Here is a 19,300-nt window from a genome sequence, read left to right on the forward strand (position 1 = left end):
ATCAGGGTAAGTACCAGAGTAAAACGGCATTTTGGAAATGAATAATTTACGCGATTGGCTAAGCTTGGAAGAGCTGGCTGACTCAGAATTAGATGAGAAGCTGAAACAACCACCTCCGATGTATCAGGTTATACTGAATAATGATGACTATACGCCGATGGAGTTTGTGGTGGAGGTGTTACAGAAATTCTTCTCCTATGACATTGAACGGGCGACACAATTAATGTTAGTCGTTCATTATCAAGGTAAGGCAACGTGTGGAGTTTTTACTGCAGAGATTGCAGAAACGAAGGTAACGCAAATTAATCGCTACGCGCGAGAGAATGAGCATCCATTGTTGTGTACGTTAGAAAAAGCCTGAAAAGGTCATTTATGTGGAGGTGCCCATGCTTAATCAAGAACTGGAACTCAGTCTCAACATGGCGTTTGCTACAGCCAGGGAACAGCGTCATGAATACCTGACCGTCGAGCATCTGTTGCTGGCGTTATTGAGCAATCCGGCAGCGAGAGAGGCACTTGAAGCCTGTCAGGTCGATATTGTCGCGTTACACCATGAACTCGAGTCATTTATTGGACAGAATACCCCTCATTTAGCTGAGGGAAGTCCCGAGTCTGAAACTCAGCCAACCCTGAGCTTCCAGCGGGTGCTGCAACGTGCGGTATTCCATGTCCAGTCATCTGGCAGAACTGAAGTCAGCGGCGCTAATGTGCTGGTGGCTATTTTTAGCGAACAAGAATCCCACGCGGCCTATTTACTGCGTAAACATGATGTCAGCCGTTTAGATATTGTGAATTTTATCTCTCACGGTACCCGTAAAGACGGGGCACAGGATGACATTGGGCCACAAGGCTCGATCCCCAGTGAAGACGAACAAACCAGCGCGGAAGACCGCATGGATAACTTTACTTCCAATCTGAATCAATTAGCTCAGAACGGCAGTATTGATCCGCTGATTGGTCGGGAAATGGAGCTGGAACGTACCATTCAAGTGTTATGCCGCCGTCGTAAAAACAACCCGTTATTAGTTGGGGAGTCTGGCGTTGGTAAAACGGCGATTGCCGAGGGGTTGGCATGGCGGATTGTTCAGGGCGATGTTCCTGAAGCGGTAGCAGATTGCACCGTGTATTCCCTAGATATTGGCTCATTACTGGCAGGTACAAAATACCGCGGTGATTTTGAAAAACGTTTCAAAGCGCTGCTGAAGCAGCTTGAAGCGGATAAAAACAGCATTCTGTTTATTGATGAGATCCACACCATTATTGGTGCTGGTGCGGCCTCGGGTGGTCAGGTTGATGTAGCAAACCTAATTAAACCGATGCTTTCCAATGGACGTATTCGGGTGATGGGTTCGACTACCTACCAAGAATTTAGCAATATCTTTGAAAAGGATCGTGCGTTGGCACGCCGTTTCCAAAAAATTGATATTACCGAACCTACGGCAGAAGAGACAGTGCAAATTCTTACTGGGCTGAAGCCAAAGTATGAAAAGCATCATGATGTGCGCTATACGGCGAAGGCTATTCGCGCAGCGGTTGAGCTATCGGTGAAATATATTAACGATCGCCATTTGCCGGATAAAGCCATTGATGTTATCGATGAGGCCGGGGCTTATTGCCGGTTAATGCCTGCCAGCAAACGTAAGAAAACGGTCAATGTCAGCGATATTGAAACCATTGTTGCACGTATTGCTCGTATCCCCGAAAAAACTGTTTCGGCTAACGATCGTACCGTGTTGAAGACGTTAGCAGAACGCATGGGAATGATGATTTTTGGTCAGGATAAGGCGATTAACGCTTTAACTGAAGCGATTAAAATGAGCCGTGCGGGATTAGGGGATGAGCGCAAACCGGTAGGTTCGTTCTTGTTTGCTGGTCCGACCGGCGTGGGTAAAACCGAAGTTACCGTACAGTTAGCAAAAGCGCTGGGTGTTGAGCTGTTGCGTTTTGATATGTCTGAATACATGGAGCGCCACACCGTGAGCCGTCTGATTGGTGCGCCTCCTGGCTATGTAGGTTTTGATCAGGGTGGCTTGCTCACCGATGCGGTGATTAAACATCCTCACTCGGTGCTGCTGCTGGATGAAATTGAGAAGGCTCACCCAGATGTGTTTAACCTGTTATTGCAAGTTATGGATAACGGTACTCTGACGGATAATAATGGTCGTAAAGCAGATTTCCGTAATGTGATCTTGGTGATGACGACCAATGCAGGGGTTCAGGAAACTCAGAAAGAATCCATTGGCTTTAAGCGTCAGGATAATCAAACCGATGCGATGGGTGAGATTAAACGTTTGTTTACACCAGAATTCCGTAACCGTTTAGACGGTATCATTTGGTTTAACCATCTGTCTGTGGAAGTGATTCAACTGGTCGTAGACAAGTTCATTGTTGAACTGCAGGCGCAACTGGATGCCAAAGGTATTTCTCTGGAAGTCAGTCAAGATGCTCGCCACTGGTTAGCTGAAAAAGGCTACGACAAAGCGATGGGCGCCCGCCCAATGGCCAGAGCAATTCAGGAACATCTGAAGAAACCACTAACCAATGAACTGTTGTTTGGTTCTTTAATGAATGGTGGTTCAGTCAGCGTAACGTTGGATGCTCAGGCAAATGGCTTGGCCTATCGGTTTGAGAAAATGAAGAAACCGAAAGTCGAGAAGGCCGTTCAGTAATCTATCAACCGTAAATAAAACGCCCTTGCCAACAGGTAAGGGCGCAGGAGATTAACTCCAACGGTTCCGCATGTTAGTGCAGAGTACCGTTTATTAACGGCTACGGAAGATGATGCGGCCTTTGCTCAGGTCGTACGGGGTCAGTTCGACAGTGACTTTGTCACCCGTCAGAATGCGGATATAGTTTTTACGCATCTTACCGGAGATATGGGCTGTAACCACGTGACCATTTTCCAGTTCAACGCGGAACATTGTGTTAGGCAACGTATCTAAGATCGTGCCTTGCATTTCAATATTGTCTTCTTTGGCCATCGAATCCTCTAGGTGTAACTACCTTAGTTTTTAACCGGCAAGATAATGCCGAAAAACGAGCAAAGTGTAAAGAACAGAGTGTAAAGAAAAGCGGGTTAATCTGCTTTATGTTCACTCTGTTGGCTCATCATATGATGGTTTCAACGCAAATATTGAGGAGCCCAACAGGCCGGAGAGAGTGGCTGTTGCCGTAATGTGTATAAAAATTGTAAATACTCTGAGCGAGGGATCTCGGTAGCTCCCAATGACTCAGTATGGGGATTTAAAATCTGACAGTCGATTAATTTACCACCATGGCGGGTAAAATGCTGGCAAAATACGTATAAAGCCAGTTTGGAAGCATTAGCTTGCCGACTAAACATCGACTCACCACAAAATAGCGACCCTTGGTCAACGCCATACAACCCACCAATCAGTTCCTGCTGATCCCATACTTCAACAGAATGCGCTATTCCCTGTAAATAAAGCTGGATATAAGAATGCTGGATGGATGAGTCTATCCAAGTTCCTTCATCTCGCTCATTAGCACAGGCTTCAATAACCTGATGAAACGCCGTGTTTATCGTTACTCGCAGGGATGTCTTATTAATAAACTTCATCATGCTGCGACTGACATGTAACTGTTCTGGTACCAGAATGGCCCGCGGATCGGGTGACCACCACAATATAGGATCATCCGGACTGAACCAAGGAAAAATACCATTATGATAAGCATTCAATAGCCTCTCAGGGGAGAGATCGCCACCCAGCGCCAGTAAACCATTGGGATCTTCCAGCGCATAGTCTACCGGTGGAAAATCGATTGAATCTGGTGATAGCTGAATCAGCGGCATAATAATGTATAACCTATCAAAATTATCTCTCAGGATAATTATCAGACAAATAACGACGGACACTATTCTAGCAGAATTGGGGGGGAGATAGGATAAATAGATTAGGGGTGGGATAAATGCCTAACGTCACTATTAATCAGCCATTGTATAATATTAGTCAGGAACAGGTTGTCACCCATAATGCAGTGACGTAATAGCATGAGGGGGCGAGGCACCGGAACAGAGGGTATCTGATGGGATTGCAACATAAATGGGTTCAGGGGCTGAGCGTGGTTTTTTTATTGGCGGTAGCCCATTCAGCTCGTGCTAGTGTGGAACCAGTGATGTCCACCTATATGCCAAACCTGACGATTGAAACCATCCGAATGTATTGGCTAAAAGATGATGGTACGCCTTATAAGACTATAAATAGCCTGCTGGATACGCAGGGAAAAACGCGTCAAATCCATATGGCAATAAATGGTGGGATTTACAGCAAAAGCTATCAGCCAGAAGGATTGTATATCGAGCAGGGAAAAGTCCTGAGTAAGCTTAATCGACAAGAAGGAACCGGTAATTTTTTCATTCGACCCGGCGGCGTGTTTTCTGTGCGTAACGGCAATGCGCGTATTGATACTCTGGATAAATTTCGTTTAACGCCGATGCCTGATTTTGCCGTGCAGTCAGGCCCAATATTAATTAATCAGGGTGTGGTTAATAATAAATTTAGCCACTCTTCTGAATCAAGAAAGATTCGCCACGGCGTTGGGATAACGAATAAAGGACAGGTTGTGTTTTTACTCAGCAATCAGGCAATGAGTTTTTATGATTTTACCCAATATGCTCGCGATCGGTTAAAGATAACGGATTTGCTCTATCTGGATGGCACCATTTCTACAATGTATACCCCTGAGTCACCGGTGTATTACCAACATTATCCTTATGTAACGATGATTACGGTTGAAGCAAAATAATTCCCCGGTTAGTTCACCGGGGAATGAGGGAGGGAATTACCGCTGGTGGAAACGGTAATATTGGCCTTGTTGCTCCAATAGAGATTGGTGCGTTCCCTGTTCAATAAATTGACCAGCATCCATCACATAGATTTGATTCATTCGCTCTAATCCTGACAGGCGATGGGTTATCAGAATAACGCTCTTATGCTGACAGTGTTCTTTTAGCAGCGTCAGAATTTGGTGTTCTGTATTGGCATCGAGTCCTTCGGTGGGTTCATCTAGCAGGATTAGCGGCGCTTTATGTAGTAACACGCGGGCTAAACCAATACGGCGTTGTTCACCGCCAGAGATTTGTCTGCCGCCTTCACCTATCCATCCATTGAGTCCATCTTGTTCCAGTAAGGTAGTCAGTCCTACTTTTATCAGGGCTGACGTGAGTTGTTCATCATTGGCATCAGGGGCTGCCAATAATAAATTGTCACGTAACGTAGCGCTAAAAATATGTACACGCTGCGTGACCACCACCATCATGTCTCGAAGCGTGGCCTCATCGTAGTCAGCCAAGAGACGATCGTTTAGGCGGATAGAACCTTGTTGTGGATCCCAAGCGCGGGTCAATAGCTGAAGCAGGGTAGACTTTCCGCAGCCGGTACGGCCGAGCAGGGCAATATGCTCACCGGGTTGCAGATTCAGTGAAATATTATTTATCGCTGGGAACGGCTGTTTTTCATAGGTGAAGCTTACACCATCTAATGACAATGCAGCATGCTCAGTAAAAGCCGTCTGATGGCGTGGGAAGGTGACTTCTGGTTTTTGTTCAATTAACTGATTGACGCGTTCAGCGGAGGCCATTACTTGACCTAAATGCTGGAAGGCACCAGCAACAGGGGCTAGCGCCTCAAATGCAGCCAGAGAAATAAATACGAATAGCGCGATGAGTGCGCCTGGCTGAGGATTATCACCTACACCGCCGGCGGCTAGCCAGAGGATCAGAACAAATGTTAATCCAGATACCACAATCATCAGGGACTGGGATGACCCGGCTAATGAGGCCTGTTGTTTCTGACGTTCTAACCAGCGAAGCTCAATAGCATCCAGCTTTTGGCGAAATGCGGTTAGAGCACCAAAAATAACCAGCTCAGACTGCCCCTGTAGCCATGAAGTGAGTTGCCCACGGTAGTCACTACGTAATGCGGTTAAATCAGCACCAATAGGCTTACCTGCGCGATAAAAAATAGCAGGAATGGCAAACAGTAATACCAGCATGATCAGACCAAGGGTGAAGGCCAGTGAGATATCGAGCCAACTCAAACCAAACGTCACGACCATAATCACGATAATAGCGCTGACCAAGGGGGAGATAAGCCTCAGGTAGAGATGGTCAAGGGTTTCTACATCCGCGACCAGTCGGTTAAGCAATTCCGCCTGACGGAAACGGGCAATACCGGCCGGAGAGAGCGGCATCAGCTTTTTAAAAGTGAAAGTCCGAAGGTGAGCCAATACCCGAAATGTGGCATCGTGGCTGACTAAACGCTCTGCGTAACGGCCTGCGGTACGGATAATCGCGGAGCCGCGAACCCCCGCAGCCGGTAGCATGTAGTTAAACAGAATACCGGCAATGCCAGCCAGTGCCGATGCTGCCAAAAACCATCCTGATAAAGTCAGGAGGCCTACGCTGGCTAAAATAGTGACGATCGCCAGTATAATCCCCAAAGAGAGACGAAACCAATGGCGGCGATATAAGGCTAAAAAAGGTAATAATGATTTCATTTTCAGACCTCCGAATTTCGGTTGGACATGAGAGCTGAAAAAGCGCCACCGGATTGGCTAAGCGTCATAAAATCTCCCCGTTCAACGATTTCGCCTTTATCCATGACCCATATCTGATCGTAACCTTCAAGATCTTCAAGACGATGGGTGACTAACAGCGTGGTCTGGTGGGATGAGGCTTCATTTAAGGTACTCATAACCAGACGCTCACTATTGGCATCCAGACTGGCGGTAGGTTCATCTAACAGTAATAAGAGGCAGGGAGACAGCAGTGCCCGTGCTACGGCAACTCGCTGCGCTTGACCGACGGATAGTCTGGCTGCGTGATCACCGATAACCGTATCTAGTCCATCGGGAAGCTGTGACACAAATTCATCAATATAGGCACGCTGCATTGCTAGCTTTAATGCATCTTCTGATGCCTGAGGATTAGACAACAAAATATTGCTGCGTAGCGTTTGCTCTGGTAGATGAGGGTTTTGACCAACCCAACTGAGATGGGTACGCCATGAGGTTGGGCGCAAGTGATTTAACTCAGTGTCATTTATCGTGATCGAACCCTGATAGGGTAAAAAACCTAACAATAAATTAAGCAGAGAACTCTTACCTGCGCCGCTGTGGCCGACAATCGCAATACGCTGATTGGCCGTTAGTATAAAATTGAGTGGGCCAGCTAGGCTTTTTCCTTGGGGAGAGAGAATGTACAGGTCTGTTGCCTTGATAGTGACCCGATCGCATGATGCTAATTCTTGAGTACCTTCACCGTTAGATTGGGATGACTCAGATAACAGGAAAGTCTGTAGTGATTCCGCAGCACCAATGGCCTGAGCTTTAGCATGATAATAGGTTCCCAGATCCCGTAGTGGTTGAAAGAACTCAGGTGCCAGAATTAACACTAAAAATCCGGCAAATAGCGTAACCGGTAGACCATATGAACCAAAATTCAGCTCACCCAAATAAGAGAAACCAAAATAGACTGCGGCAACCGCAATAGAAACAGAAGCAAAAAACTCTAAAACTGCGGAAGAGAGGAAGGCCAGCTTTAGTACATCCATAGTGCGGGAACGGAAGTTTTCCGATGCCTGAGCAATTTGCTCGGTTTCTGCCTCTGCACGGTGGAATAATCTTAAGGTGTCCAGTCCCTTTAAGCGGTCAAGAAAGTTACCGCTTAAGCGTGCCAGAGCAAGGAAGTTCCGCCGGTTAGCATCGGCCGCCCCCATGCCAACCAATGCCATAAATACAGGAATTAGCGGGGCGGTAGTGAGCAAAATTAGGCCAGCAGTCCAGTTTATAGGGAATACTGCTGCCAAAATTAACAGTGGAATCATCACGGCTAACATCATTTGGGGTTGATAGCGGGAATAGAAATCCTGCATATCTTCAATTTGTTCCAGAATCATCGTAGCCCAACTCCCCGCAGGTTTGCCCTGAATCCAGGCAGGGCCAAGTTGCTCAAGACGATTTAACACCTGACGGCGTATGTGTTGGCGTATTGCCGCGCCATACCTAAAACCAACGCGTTCTCTAAACCAAGCCAGTATCGCACGTAATACAATGGTAACCACGAGCATCAGGAAATTGTTGAGTAACGCATTGCGGGAAATATTCTCGATAATCAGAGAGTGCAGCAGGGTTGCCAGTAACCAGGCCTGTGCAATGATTAACAATCCGCCGAGTAGTCCTAACAGGGTTGATATCCTTAACCAGCGCTGAGCCAGAATACCCTGAGACTTTAACCAACGTGTTAACTCACGTTGCCGTACCTTATTCATATTAGACATAAAATGTACTGGTTCTGATAACTGAAGTTGGGTTTAGGATACCATTAGTATCCTCAAAACAAGAAGGCGGCCACTAGCCGCCTTGTTATGTTGTGTCACACTTTCAGAGCGTGCAATAGCTATTAATTGTTATTTAATGTCTCAAGATAGCGTTCTGCATCCAATGCAGCCATGCAACCACTGCCGGCAGAAGTGATTGCTTGACGATAGATATCATCAGCAACATCACCCGCAGCAAACACACCGGGAATGCTGGTTTGAGTCGCATTACCGTGACTACCCGAGTGCACTTTTAGATAACCATCCTTCAGTTCCAGTTGGCCAGCAAAGACCTCTGTATTTGGACGATGGCCGATAGCAATGAACACACCGGTTAGGGTTAACTCTTCGGTAACTTGAGTTTTGACGTCTTTCAGACGAACGCCAGTAACGCCCATATCATCACCCAATACTTCATCCAACGTTCTGTCAGTATGCAGAATAATGTTGCCGTGACGAACTTTTTCCATCATACGGTCAATTAGAATCTTTTCTGCTCTAAAGCTGTCTCGGCGATGAATCAGATGAACCTCTGCGGCGATGTTGGAAAGATATAGCGCCTCTTCAACGGCGGTGTTACCACCACCAACAACGGCCACTTTTTGGTTACGATAAAAGAAGCCATCGCAGGTTGCACAGGCTGAAACGCCACGACCTTTAAATACGTCTTCTGAAGGCAAACCCAAATATTGGGCGGAAGCCCCGGTAGCAATAATCAATGCGTCACAGGTGTACTCTTCACTATCGCCGAATAAATGAAAAGGTCGGGTTTGTAAATCAACACGATTAATGTGGTCGATAATCACTTCAGTATTAAACTTCAGCGCATGTTCACGCATGCGATCCATCAATGCGGGGCCGGTTAAACCTTCAGCATCGCCGGGCCAGTTTTCAACATCGGTTGTTGTGGTTAATTGTCCACCCTGTTCAATACCGGTAATGAGTACAGGATTAAGGTTTGCCCGGGCACCATAGACGGCGGCGGTATAACCAGCAGGACCAGAACCTAAAATAAGTAATTTACAATGTTTGGCCATGGCCATAATTCCTCTGTAGAAGGGAGGTAGGAAGATATATTTGATTGTAAGGAAAATAACCCATTAAAAAAAGTTATTAGCCACATTGTTACCAATCGCTGTGATAGTTTTTATCTATTAAAAATTGTTTTTTAGATTTAAAATGAAGCCTAAACGGATTTTTATAGAGAATTATGCTTTTTTTTACTCATTTGCTTTGACAATAAGGTAGCTATTTGCGAAAACATTATTCTGTGATTACGCTGGAAATTATATTAATAAAGCAGCCGTGCGTAGATAAATTGGCAAGATGATAGATACATACTCTTTATTTATATAGATTGACCGCATAATGCGATATGTTCAAATGATAGTTTAGCGTAGAATAGTGGAACTTCGCGGATCACAATTTAGTGGTATGTTTTAAGGTTGCCAGTTTAGTTAACCCAGTTGATGAGATGTTTTCGTTATTACGCGAAAATAATAACGAGAAACTGCCTGGTGGCAGATTTACCTGGTAGCTACAAGATTGGCCTGAACGGAGGCGCCAGATATCTTTTGGATAGATAATGGTGTATCAGAAACAAGGAAGATATTGAGAGAACAAAAATGGTAGACAATAAAAAACGCCCTAGCAAAGATCTTGATCGCATTGACCGTAACATTTTGAATGAATTACAACTAGATGGCCGTATTTCCAACGTTGAACTGTCAAAACGTGTTGGTTTATCTCCAACACCCTGTTTGGAGCGCGTACGCCGTCTGGAAAGACAAAAATTCATTCAGGGATATACGGCGTTATTAAATCCACACTATCTGGACGCATCGCTGTTGGTGTTTGTTGAAATTACCTTAAACCGTGGCGCGGCCGATGTGTTTGAGCAGTTCAATACTGCGGTACAAAAATTGGAAGAGATCCAAGAGTGCCATTTAGTATCCGGTGATTTTGACTACCTTCTGAAAACTCGCGTATCAGATATGTCTGCATACAGAAAACTGTTAGGTGAGACACTGCTGCGTTTACCGGGTGTAAACGACACGCGTACTTATGTGGTAATGGAAGAAGTTAAACAAAGTAACCACTTAGTTATCAAAACACGATAATTCGTTGTTGCAGGTGCAAAATCTGCTAACTTCCGTTACACTCCTGTGTATTCATACAGTTTCAGCGCTGGGTATTCCTAGCGCTGCCGTTTTATTACTTGGTACTACGGTAACCTGGAGAGCCTTTCTTGAGCCAGGAATATATAGAAGATAAAGAGCCTAAGTTGAAGAAGCTAAGTAGCCGCCAGCGGCTTTTGGAAGCTGGTTTATTATTGGTGGTTATTTTTTCCATTTACCTTATGGCGGCATTAATTAGCTTTAATCCTGCCGACCCCAGTTGGTCACAAACAGCCTGGCATGAGCCTATTCATAATATAGGTGGTGAAGCCGGAGCTTGGCTGGCAGATACCCTGTTATTTATTTTTGGGGTGCTCGCTTATGCCGTACCGCCGATGATCATTTTCCAGTGCTGGATGCTGTTTCGCCATGAGCGTGAGCAGAAAGCCGCCGATCTATTCTCTTTTTCACTACGCTTCATCGGGCTACTAGCGCTGATTTTTTCATCTTGTGGCCTGTCGGCTATCAGTATTGATGACTGGTACTATTTTGCTTCCGGCGGCGTGATTGGGAGTTTGATCAATAGTGCGCTGATACCTCATTTTAACAGCGTAGGTTCTACGCTGGTTCTGCTCAGCGTATGGGCAGTAGGGTTAACACTGTTTACCGGCTGGTCGTGGTTAACCGTTGCTGAAAAGATGGGTGCTTTTGTCATGGGTATCTTGACCTTTGCCTCTAATAAGACGCGCAAAGAGCGAGATGTTACTGATTACAAAGAGGATGATGTGAGTGAAAATAGAGTCACTCCAGCTGTTGGTGCGTCCTCTTTTGCAGCGGCGGCGGCCGATGATGTTCTGTTTACTGCGCCAGAAGTAAAATCTGATGCGTTAACCCAGATTGATGATGACGTAGAGATAAATGAACGGCAGCAAGAGTTAACCTTTAACGCCGCGATGAACGATCGGTATCTGCCTGAACCGCAAGAGTCATTTGAGCCCACAGTATTTGGCTCAGCCGATCCAGCGACTGACAGGACGATTAACTGGAACAACGCTTCTATTCAACGCGAGCCTGAAGTTACCTTTGAGCCCACTATTTCTGCCCCAGCACAACCCGCGATTTCTTTTGGACCCGCAACCTACACGTTCAGTAATTCTGAGCCATCGCCGGTAACGGCTAGCCCGTCAGAAACGCAGCGTAACGAGTTTGTTAATCCTTATTCGCCGATTAATCCACCTGTTGTTGCTGATACGCCCGCTAATGAATCACCAGAGCCTTTGGTTCAGGGTAATTTCAGTGCGATTGTACCGGGTAATACACCGTCAGATGCCGATCCACTATCCAATACCATAACCTTTGGTACGGCAATTACCGCCGCCACGGTTGCAACAACGGCTGCCTCATCATCGACATCAAGCATGCCTTTTACACCTGTTGCAGGTAGTCAGCCACAGGTTAAACAGGGGGTAGGTCCAGCGTTTCCTCGACCAAATCCTGTTCGTATACCTACTCGCCGCGAGCTAGCTTCCTATGGCATTAAGTTACCATCGCAACGTGAAGCCGAGCAGCGTGAACGTGATCGCCTTAACCGCAATAAGCCAATAGTGAACAACTTCACTGTTAGGGAAGATGACGATGAGGCGATTGAACAAGAAGCATTGAGAAGGGCGTTTGCAGAAGAACAACGCCAACGCTATAGCGAAGATTATCAGGATAATGATAGCGATATCATCGATAATCCTCTGTATGGTATTTCTGCTCGGGATGATGTTGATGATGAAGTGCCAACTGAACGTTCGGTTGAACCTCTATTTACTTTACCTTCTCAGGTGAGTGATGTGGAACGGACCAATGAAGTTCCTTTTGGCAATATCAATGACGTTTCGCAAACGGTTACACCTTCTTATGGTTATCAGCAGCCAGTTGAACGTCCGGTCATTTCTGCAACACAGGCACCGGTCGCGCAATCAGGTTACACACAGCCATCTCATGGCGTTCATACTCATGGCGTTAATGTATCGCCGCAGCCGTCATCGCCTTTCCAACCGGTAGCGCCGAAAGAAGAGCCACAACCGTCTCAGCCGTCAATGGATGGTTTAATTCATCCGTTCCTGATGCGTAATGAGCGACCATTAGAGAAATCGACTACGCCGCTACCTTCTCTTGATTTGTTGGCTTCACCGCCATTGAATCAGGATCCCGTGGATGTGGAAGCCTTAGAAGAGACCGCGCGTTTACTGGAGCGTCGTCTGGCTGATTTCCGCGTTAAAGCTCATGTGGTAGACATTTTACCCGGCCCAGTAATTACCCGTTTTGAATTGGATTTGGCTCCGGGAGTTAAAGCCTCTCGAATTTCCAGTTTGGCGCGAGATTTAGCGCGTTCACTGTCGGTGACGGCGGTGCGTGTGGTTGAGGTTATTCCAGGTAAGCCTTATGTTGGCCTAGAATTGCCAAATGAACATCGTCAGACTGTCTATATGCGTGAAGTGTTGGATGGTCCTGAGTTTATCAACTCAGACTCTCCATTGACGGTTGTTTTGGGTAAAGATATTTCAGGTCAACCAGTTATTGCCGATTTGGCCAAGATGCCCCACTTACTGGTCGCGGGTACGACGGGTTCGGGTAAATCTGTTGGGGTGAACGCCATGATTCTGAGTATGCTATATAAAGCTAAGCCAGAAGATGTTCGCTTTATCATGATCGACCCTAAAATGCTGGAGTTATCAGTTTATGAGGGAATTCCTCACCTGTTAACTGAAGTGGTTACCGATATGAAAGACGCTTCCAACGCGCTTCGTTGGTGCGTTGGTGAGATGGAACGCCGCTATAAGTTGATGTCTGCCCTTGGGGTAAGAAACCTGGCGGGATACAACGAAAGAGTTGAAGAGGCGGAACGACTTGGGCGTCCAATTCCGGATCCATTCTGGAAGCCAAGCGAAAGCATGGATGTGTCGCCACCAATGCTAGAAAAGCTGCCTTATATCGTCGTGCTGGTTGATGAATTTGCCGATTTGATGATGTCGGTAGGCAAGAAAGTTGAAGAGCTTATAGCCCGTTTGGCCCAAAAGGCTCGGGCCGCGGGTATTCACTTGGTGTTGGCAACTCAGCGTCCATCGGTTGATGTTATTACCGGTCTGATTAAAGCCAATATTCCAACTCGGATGGCGTTTACCGTATCCAGCAAAATTGACTCACGCACTATCCTCGACCAGGGGGGGGCTGAATCTTTGTTGGGTATGGGGGATATGCTTTATTTACCGCCAAACTCATCCATGCCGGTACGTGTTCACGGGGCTTTTGTACGCGATCAGGAAGTTCATGCTGTGGTTCAGGACTGGAAATCTCGCGGTCGTCCTCAGTATATTGATTGCATTACGGCAACCTCTGAAGAAGGTGAAGGTGGTTTTGGGCTGGAAGCCGATGAGGAGCTGGATCCGCTGTTCGATCAAGCAGTGGCTTTTGTAGTAGAAAAGAAAAAGCCATCTATCTCTGGCATTCAGCGTCAGTTCCGTATTGGCTATAACCGTGCGGCGCGCATTATTGATCAAATGGAAGCTCAGGGCATTGTGAGTCCTCCGGGGCATAATGGTAACCGAGAGGTTTTAGCTCGCGGTCAGTTTGATTAATTTTAAGCAACAACTGTTGTTCAAGGGCCGCATTTTGCGGCCCTTATGCTAACTGAAAAGATAAGTAAAAGATCATATACTTACTGCTTTGAGACTATACGTGACAGGGGGTTGTCAGGTAGAGTTGGCGGTTGATATTCGACGCGTTTAATGGACGCTTTATTGATAATAGATGGGAGTAATTGCAACAATGAAGAAATTATTTATCGCCTGTTGCCTGATGTCTGGTCTGGTATCATCAGCCGTACTGGCTGATGCTCGTACAGACTTGCAGAGCCGTTTAAATAAGGTGAATAGTTTTCATGCCAGTTTCTCTCAGTCAGTGAAAGATGCCGGTGGTGCTGCAATTCAACAGGGTGAGGGTGAACTGTGGGTTAAGCGTCCTAACCTGTTTCGTTGGCATATGACTTCACCGGATGAAAGTATTTTGGTGTCTGATGGTAAGACCCTGTGGTTTTTTAATCCATTCGTTGAACAAGCAACGGCAACCTGGTTAGACAGTGTGACTGGGGATACGCCATTTATGCTGATTACCCGTAATAGCGCTACTGACTGGAGTAAATATGACATAGCGCAAAAGGGCGATGAGTTTGAGTTAAAGCCAAAAGCGACTAAGGGTAATCTGAAAGCATTTTCCATTAATGTGACCGATGACGGTGTGATTAAAGGCTTTGTTGCAGTAGAACAAGATGGACAACGCAGTACTTATACTTTGAAAGGCCAACAAAGTGGTTCTGTTGATGCCGCTAAATTCACCTTTACACCACCGAAAGGCGTGACCATCGACGATCAGCGCCAGTGAGGTCTTAGTGAGCAATCTGTCACTCGATTTCTCTCAGAATGAGTTTCAGCCTTTGGCCGCTCGTATGCGGCCTCGGACGCTGGCTGAATATATCGGTCAGCGCCATCTGCTTTCAGCGGGTAAGCCATTACCACGAGCAATAGAGGCTGGACATCTGCACTCAATGATTTTGTGGGGGCCGCCGGGCACAGGGAAAACCACGTTGGCTGAGATTATTGGTCATTATGGTAAGGCGGATATTGAGCGAATATCGGCGGTAACTTCCGGTATTAAAGAGATTCGGGAATCTATTGAACGAGCACGAAATAATCGCGACGCCGGCCGAAGAACCATTCTGTTCGTTGATGAAGTTCATCGTTTTAATAAGAGTCAGCAGGATGCCTTCCTGCCTCATATAGAAGACGGCACCATTACCTTTATTGGTGCAACCACGGAAAACCCCTCATTTGAATTAAACTCAGCACTGTTATCCAGAGCGAGAGTCTATTTGCTGAAATCTTTGGAAAGTGGTGATATCGAGCAAGTTCTGTTACAGGCCATGAAAGATGAAGAGCGAGGATATGGTAAACAAAATATCGTTTTACCTGATGAAACTCGACGCATGTTGTCTGAATTGGTCAATGGGGATGCTCGCCGGGCACTGAACAGTCTGGAGATGATGGCGGATATGGCCGAAATTTCCGCCGATGGTCAGCGCGTTTTAACGCCTGAATTGCTGAAAGAGATCTCCGGTGAGCGCAGCGCCCGCTTTGATAATAAGGGTGACCGTTATTATGATCTCATTTCAGCGTTGCATAAATCTGTACGGGGCTCTGCGCCCGACGCAGCACTTTATTGGTATGCCCGGATTATTACCGCTGGAGGCGATCCGCTGTATGTTGCTCGCCGTTTGCTGGCGATTGCTTCAGAAGATGTTGGTAATGCCGATCCGCGTGGTATGCAGGTGGCGATTGCCGCCTGGGATTGCTTTACCCGAGTCGGGCCCGCGGAAGGTGAAAGAGCTATCGCTCAGGCGATCGTCTATCTGGCTTGTGCACCAAAAAGCAACGCGGTATATACAGCGTTTAAAGCAGCTATGCAGGATGCTCAGCATCAGAAAGATTTTGATGTACCCGACCATTTACGTAATGCGCCGACTAAACTAATGAAAGAGATGGGGCTAGGCGCAGCGTATCGTTATGCGCATGATGAACCAAACGCCTATGCGGCAGGAGAGAATTATTTTCCACCGGAAATGGCGGGTCAGCGCTATTATTTTCCTGAACCACGAGGTTTAGAAACCAAGATTGCAGAAAAGCTCAGTTGGTTGGCTGAGCAGGATCAAAATAGCACGACAAAACGCTACCGTTAACCTGTTGGTTGCGGTAAGGTAATTACGGAAAACTGTCTGCCGGGCTGCCAGTCAGCCGGTATGGCTATCGATTAATATTAAAAATATATAGGCATAGGATTAGCATGCTGGACCCGAATTTATTACGTAATGAGCTAGACGCAACTGCTGAAAAACTGGCTCGCAGAGGTTTTAAACTGGATGTAGATACTTTACGTAAGCAGGAAGAGCGCCGTAAGGTTTTGCAGGTTGAAACGGAATCATTACAAGCAGAGCGTAATGCACGATCGAAGTCCATCGGTGAAGCTAAAGCGCGTGGCGAAGATATTGAAGCGCTGCGTGGAGAAGTGAACCAACTGGGCGAAAAGTTGGATGCCGCTAAATCTGAGCTTGAGCAGTTACAATCTGAGATTCACAATTCGGTTTCGCTTATTCCTAATATTCCTGATGAGTCGGTACCATTTGGTAAAGATGAACATGACAATCTGGAAGTCAGCCGTTGGGGTGAGCCGCGTAAATTTGATTTCCCTATTCGCGATCACGTTGATTTAGGAGAAAGCTGTGGTGGGTTAGATTTTGCTGCCGCCGTGAAGCTGACAGGTGCACGTTTTGTGGTGATGAAGGGGCAAATTGCCCGTATGCACCGCGCGCTGGCTCATTTTATGCTTGACCTGCACACCACTCAGCATGGCTATATGGAAACCTACGTTCCTTATCTGGTTAACCAGGCAACGTTGTTCGGTACCGGACAACTGCCAAAGTTTGGTGAAGACCTGTTTCACACCAAACCTTTGGCTGAAGAGGCTGAAACCAGTAGCTATGGCTTAATTCCTACGGCGGAAGTACCGGTTACTAACTTGGTGCGTGATGAAATTCTGGATGAAGAACAACTGCCGTTGAAGATGACCGCCCATACGCCATGCTTCCGCTCAGAAGCCGGTTCATATGGTCGCGATACGCGTGGTCTGATCCGGATGCACCAGTTTGATAAAGTTGAGTTGGTACAAATTGTTCGCCCTGAAGACTCAATGAATGCATTAGAAGAGCTGACCGGTCATGCAGAAAAAGTACTGCAGTTACTGGGGCTACCTTATCGTAAAGTTTTATTGTGTACCGGTGATATGGGCTTTGGCTCAAGCAAAACTTACGATCTGGAAGTTTGGGTTCCGGCACAGAATACGTATCGTGAGATTTCATCCTGCTCTAACATGTGGGATTTTCAGGCTCGTCGTATGCAGGCGCGCTATCGCGGTAAGAGCGATAAGAAAACTACGCTGGTTCATACCTTAAACGGTTCTGGTCTGGCGGTTGGTCGTACTCTGGTCGCTATACTGGAGAACTATCAACAGGCTGATGGGCGTATTGAAGTACCAGAAGCGCTACGTTCGTATATGGGCGGTCTGGAATATATCGGCTGATCATCTTTCGGTTAATCAAATGGCCCCGGGTTCATTCCGGGGCTTTTTTATGTGGTTGATATACCTGAATTAACGAGAAGTAAATCATTTATCTATCAGGAACAGGATGTGATTATATTTCACCAAGAAAAATAAGCATCATGCCAAAGCGGGTTCTATTCTGGTCGTTTACAGTGAAATTATTGGTCGTGCAGTATTTTATAATCTGCATATGACCGTTGGTGGTGACCTTCGGTGATTAATCTGTAATATAATAAACGGCGCTGTTTATTGAATATCCACTGCCAACTGATAGAAAGGTTATTTATGATTTCTCCTGCTATGCCTAGCTTCGCCGATCTTGATGACGTTTCATTAACCGGTCGGATGCTGGGAGCTCTGCTGTATTATGCACCGAATCGGCCGGAAATAATTTCATTGCGCGAATTATTCAGTAATGATAGTTGGCAAGAAGAATGGCCCTGTGGTGCTGTGACTGAGATCAATTCAGCAGCAGCGTTGATTAACACCGGATTGAATATAGAGAATCGACAAACTCTGGAGGAGGCCTACCAGCGTTTGTTTGTTGGTCCGGATGCATTACCTGCGCCACCCTGGGGTTCCGTTTATCTGGATCATGAGAGCGTCATTTTTGGGCATTCAACGCTGGTTTTGCGCCAATGGCAAGCTTCTCTGGGGATTGAAGTTCAACAGCAACAGCGTGAACCGGAAGATCATATTGGATTACTATTAATGTTGGCAGCATGGTTGGCAGAAAATCAGCCTGAACAACTGACGATACTTCTGGGTGAGCACGTGTTGCCGTGGAGCGGCCGCTGTTTGACTTTATTGGAGGAGAGGGCGGAACACCCTTTTTATCAGGGGATTGCCCGGCTAACGACCCTAAGTTTAGCGCACTGGCAACAGCGCCTGAATGTGTCTGTCATCAGTAAGGATCTGTTTTTCTGATGGCCATCAATAGTCGTGATGAGAAATACTACAAAGCTTGGATGACTCACCATACGGTGAGTCGTCGGGGTTTACTACGCGGCCTTTTTAAGGGAGGGCAGCAAACTCAGGCAAGTATTGAACAGGATATTGTTCGCCAGACAGGTCGTCCTCCTCAGGCAATTATGGAATCATTATTCTTACGCTTGTGTAATGGCTGTGGTGAGTGCGTATCCGCCTGTCCTTATGGAATTATTGCCATGAATGCTGGCAAAGCTGAGTTGCAAATTGAATATGCTGACTGCGACTTTTGCCATAAATGTACTGACGTTTGTAAAACCGGTGCGCTGGCGCCGCAAATTGCGCCAGATACCGGTCTAAAACCAGCTGTTAGTACCAGCTGTCTGGGGCGAATGGACAATTACTGTCGTTTGTGCGAGATAAGTTGTCCACAGCAGGCGATAGCCTTTGATTCACGGAATCAAGTCACGATAGACAGAGCACAGTGCAACGGCTGCGGAAAGTGCAAACTGGCCTGTTATCACGGACATATTTCATTAACACCGCTGAACTAAGTTTTGGCTGACCGCCGGTCTTTTGGATGATTATTTCTCTTCTCCATATCCAATGTGTTTTTATAGCAATAAAAACTAACGGTTAGAGTGACACTTAAAAATTCTAATATATTGCATTGAAAGTGGTTAATTGAAATTATTGTTTTTTAACAACCACGAATGTGTA

15 protein-coding genes are annotated in these 19,300 nt (G+C 46.4%); 10 read left to right on the forward strand and 5 right to left on the reverse strand.

Annotated features, from left to right (window positions below; all coding sequences use genetic code 11):
• The first annotated feature begins 37 nt into the window (after positions 1-37).
• The gene (gene clpS / locus HYN51_RS05630; RefSeq protein WP_108901932.1) at positions 38-361 is read left to right on the forward strand and encodes an ATP-dependent Clp protease adapter ClpS; all 324 of its coding nucleotides are present in this window, start codon (positions 38-40) and stop codon (positions 359-361) included.
• Between the two features lie 25 nt (positions 362-386).
• Positions 387-2,669, forward strand: coding sequence for an ATP-dependent Clp protease ATP-binding subunit ClpA (gene clpA / locus HYN51_RS05635; protein WP_108901933.1), 2,283 nt, complete (start codon positions 387-389; stop codon positions 2,667-2,669).
• Positions 2,670-2,762: 93 nt separating this feature from the next.
• Here the strand turns inward: clpA and infA are convergent, their stop codons facing one another.
• Both infA and aat read right to left on the reverse strand, forming a co-directional pair.
• Positions 2,763-2,981, reverse strand: coding sequence for a translation initiation factor IF-1 (infA, locus tag HYN51_RS05640; RefSeq protein WP_029093554.1), 219 nt, complete (start codon positions 2,979-2,981; stop codon positions 2,763-2,765).
• 140 nt (positions 2,982-3,121) lie between these two features.
• Positions 3,122-3,814 (reverse strand): leucyl/phenylalanyl-tRNA--protein transferase, encoded by a 693-nt coding sequence (aat, locus tag HYN51_RS05645; RefSeq protein WP_108901934.1) that lies wholly within the window; start codon positions 3,812-3,814, stop codon positions 3,122-3,124.
• A 233-nt stretch (positions 3,815-4,047) separates the two neighbouring features.
• On the opposite strand from aat, the gene HYN51_RS05650 reads away from it, so the two are divergent.
• Positions 4,048-4,767: a phosphodiester glycosidase family protein gene (locus tag HYN51_RS05650; protein WP_108901935.1), complete on the forward strand. Its 720-nt coding sequence runs from the start codon at positions 4,048-4,050 to the stop codon at positions 4,765-4,767.
• A 36-nt stretch (positions 4,768-4,803) separates the two neighbouring features.
• Here HYN51_RS05650 and cydC read toward each other — a convergent pair whose 3' ends face one another.
• From cydC to trxB, 3 genes are all read right to left on the reverse strand, one after another.
• Complete coding sequence (gene cydC, locus HYN51_RS05655) at positions 4,804-6,519, reverse strand: heme ABC transporter ATP-binding protein/permease CydC (protein WP_108901936.1); 1,716 nt, start codon at positions 6,517-6,519, stop codon at positions 4,804-4,806.
• 2 nt (positions 6,520-6,521) lie between these two features.
• Positions 6,522-8,291 (reverse strand): heme ABC transporter permease/ATP-binding protein CydD, encoded by a 1,770-nt coding sequence (cydD, locus tag HYN51_RS05660; RefSeq protein WP_108902182.1) that lies wholly within the window; start codon positions 8,289-8,291, stop codon positions 6,522-6,524.
• Between the two features lie 131 nt (positions 8,292-8,422).
• Positions 8,423-9,382, reverse strand: coding sequence for a thioredoxin-disulfide reductase (gene trxB, locus HYN51_RS05665; protein ID WP_108901937.1), 960 nt, complete (start codon positions 9,380-9,382; stop codon positions 8,423-8,425).
• Between the two features lie 582 nt (positions 9,383-9,964).
• Here trxB and lrp point away from each other — a divergent pair.
• The 7 genes from lrp (at position 9,965) to napF (ending at position 19,134) form a co-directional block, all read left to right on the forward strand.
• Positions 9,965-10,459 carry a leucine-responsive transcriptional regulator Lrp gene (gene lrp, locus HYN51_RS05670; RefSeq protein ID WP_047781371.1) on the forward strand — a complete coding sequence of 165 codons (495 nt, stop codon included), beginning with the start codon at positions 9,965-9,967 and terminating at the stop codon, positions 10,457-10,459.
• A gap of 128 nt (positions 10,460-10,587) precedes the next feature.
• A complete protein-coding gene (locus tag HYN51_RS05675; protein ID WP_108901938.1) occupies positions 10,588-14,082 on the forward strand; it encodes a DNA translocase FtsK 4TM domain-containing protein in 3,495 nt (1,164 codons plus the stop codon).
• A gap of 190 nt (positions 14,083-14,272) precedes the next feature.
• On the forward strand, positions 14,273-14,884 hold the full coding sequence (lolA, locus tag HYN51_RS05680) for an outer membrane lipoprotein chaperone LolA (protein ID WP_108901939.1): 612 nt from the start codon (positions 14,273-14,275) through the stop codon (positions 14,882-14,884).
• A gap of 7 nt (positions 14,885-14,891) precedes the next feature.
• Complete coding sequence (locus HYN51_RS05685; protein ID WP_108901940.1) at positions 14,892-16,235, forward strand: replication-associated recombination protein A; 1,344 nt, start codon at positions 14,892-14,894, stop codon at positions 16,233-16,235.
• 104 nt (positions 16,236-16,339) lie between these two features.
• Entirely contained in the window at positions 16,340-17,632 is a 1,293-nt protein-coding gene (serS, locus tag HYN51_RS05690) for a serine--tRNA ligase (RefSeq protein WP_108901941.1), read from the forward strand.
• A gap of 306 nt (positions 17,633-17,938) precedes the next feature.
• The gene (gene dmsD, locus HYN51_RS05695; RefSeq protein ID WP_108901942.1) at positions 17,939-18,580 is read left to right on the forward strand and encodes a Tat proofreading chaperone DmsD; all 642 of its coding nucleotides are present in this window, start codon (positions 17,939-17,941) and stop codon (positions 18,578-18,580) included.
• Positions 18,580-19,134 carry a ferredoxin-type protein NapF gene (gene napF, locus HYN51_RS05700; RefSeq protein WP_108901943.1) on the forward strand — a complete coding sequence of 185 codons (555 nt, stop codon included), beginning with the start codon at positions 18,580-18,582 and terminating at the stop codon, positions 19,132-19,134. Before dmsD ends, napF begins: the two co-directional genes overlap by 1 nt.
• Positions 19,135-19,300 lie beyond the last annotated feature (166 nt).

This window comes from Limnobaculum parvum (assembly GCF_003096015.2).
GTDB classification, from domain to species: domain Bacteria; phylum Pseudomonadota; class Gammaproteobacteria; order Enterobacterales; family Enterobacteriaceae; genus Limnobaculum; species Limnobaculum parvum.

Coding starts and splice junctions, on each gene's coding strand:
- clpS (WP_108901932.1), top strand. CDS start 38: ATGAATAATTTACGCGATTGGCTAAGCTTGGAAGAGCTGGCTGACTCA.
- clpA (WP_108901933.1), top strand. CDS start 387: ATGCTTAATCAAGAACTGGAACTCAGTCTCAACATGGCGTTTGCTACA.
- infA (WP_029093554.1), bottom strand. CDS start 2,981: ATGGCCAAAGAAGACAATATTGAAATGCAAGGCACGATCTTAGATACG.
- aat (WP_108901934.1), bottom strand. CDS start 3,814: ATGCCGCTGATTCAGCTATCACCAGATTCAATCGATTTTCCACCGGTA.
- HYN51_RS05650 (WP_108901935.1), top strand. CDS start 4,048: ATGGGATTGCAACATAAATGGGTTCAGGGGCTGAGCGTGGTTTTTTTA.
- cydC (WP_108901936.1), bottom strand. CDS start 6,519: ATGAAATCATTATTACCTTTTTTAGCCTTATATCGCCGCCATTGGTTT.
- cydD (WP_108902182.1), bottom strand. CDS start 8,291: ATGAATAAGGTACGGCAACGTGAGTTAACACGTTGGTTAAAGTCTCAG.
- trxB (WP_108901937.1), bottom strand. CDS start 9,382: ATGGCCATGGCCAAACATTGTAAATTACTTATTTTAGGTTCTGGTCCT.
- lrp (WP_047781371.1), top strand. CDS start 9,965: ATGGTAGACAATAAAAAACGCCCTAGCAAAGATCTTGATCGCATTGAC.
- lolA (WP_108901939.1), top strand. CDS start 14,273: ATGAAGAAATTATTTATCGCCTGTTGCCTGATGTCTGGTCTGGTATCA.
- serS (WP_108901941.1), top strand. CDS start 16,340: ATGCTGGACCCGAATTTATTACGTAATGAGCTAGACGCAACTGCTGAA.
- dmsD (WP_108901942.1), top strand. CDS start 17,939: ATGATTTCTCCTGCTATGCCTAGCTTCGCCGATCTTGATGACGTTTCA.
- napF (WP_108901943.1), top strand. CDS start 18,580: ATGGCCATCAATAGTCGTGATGAGAAATACTACAAAGCTTGGATGACT.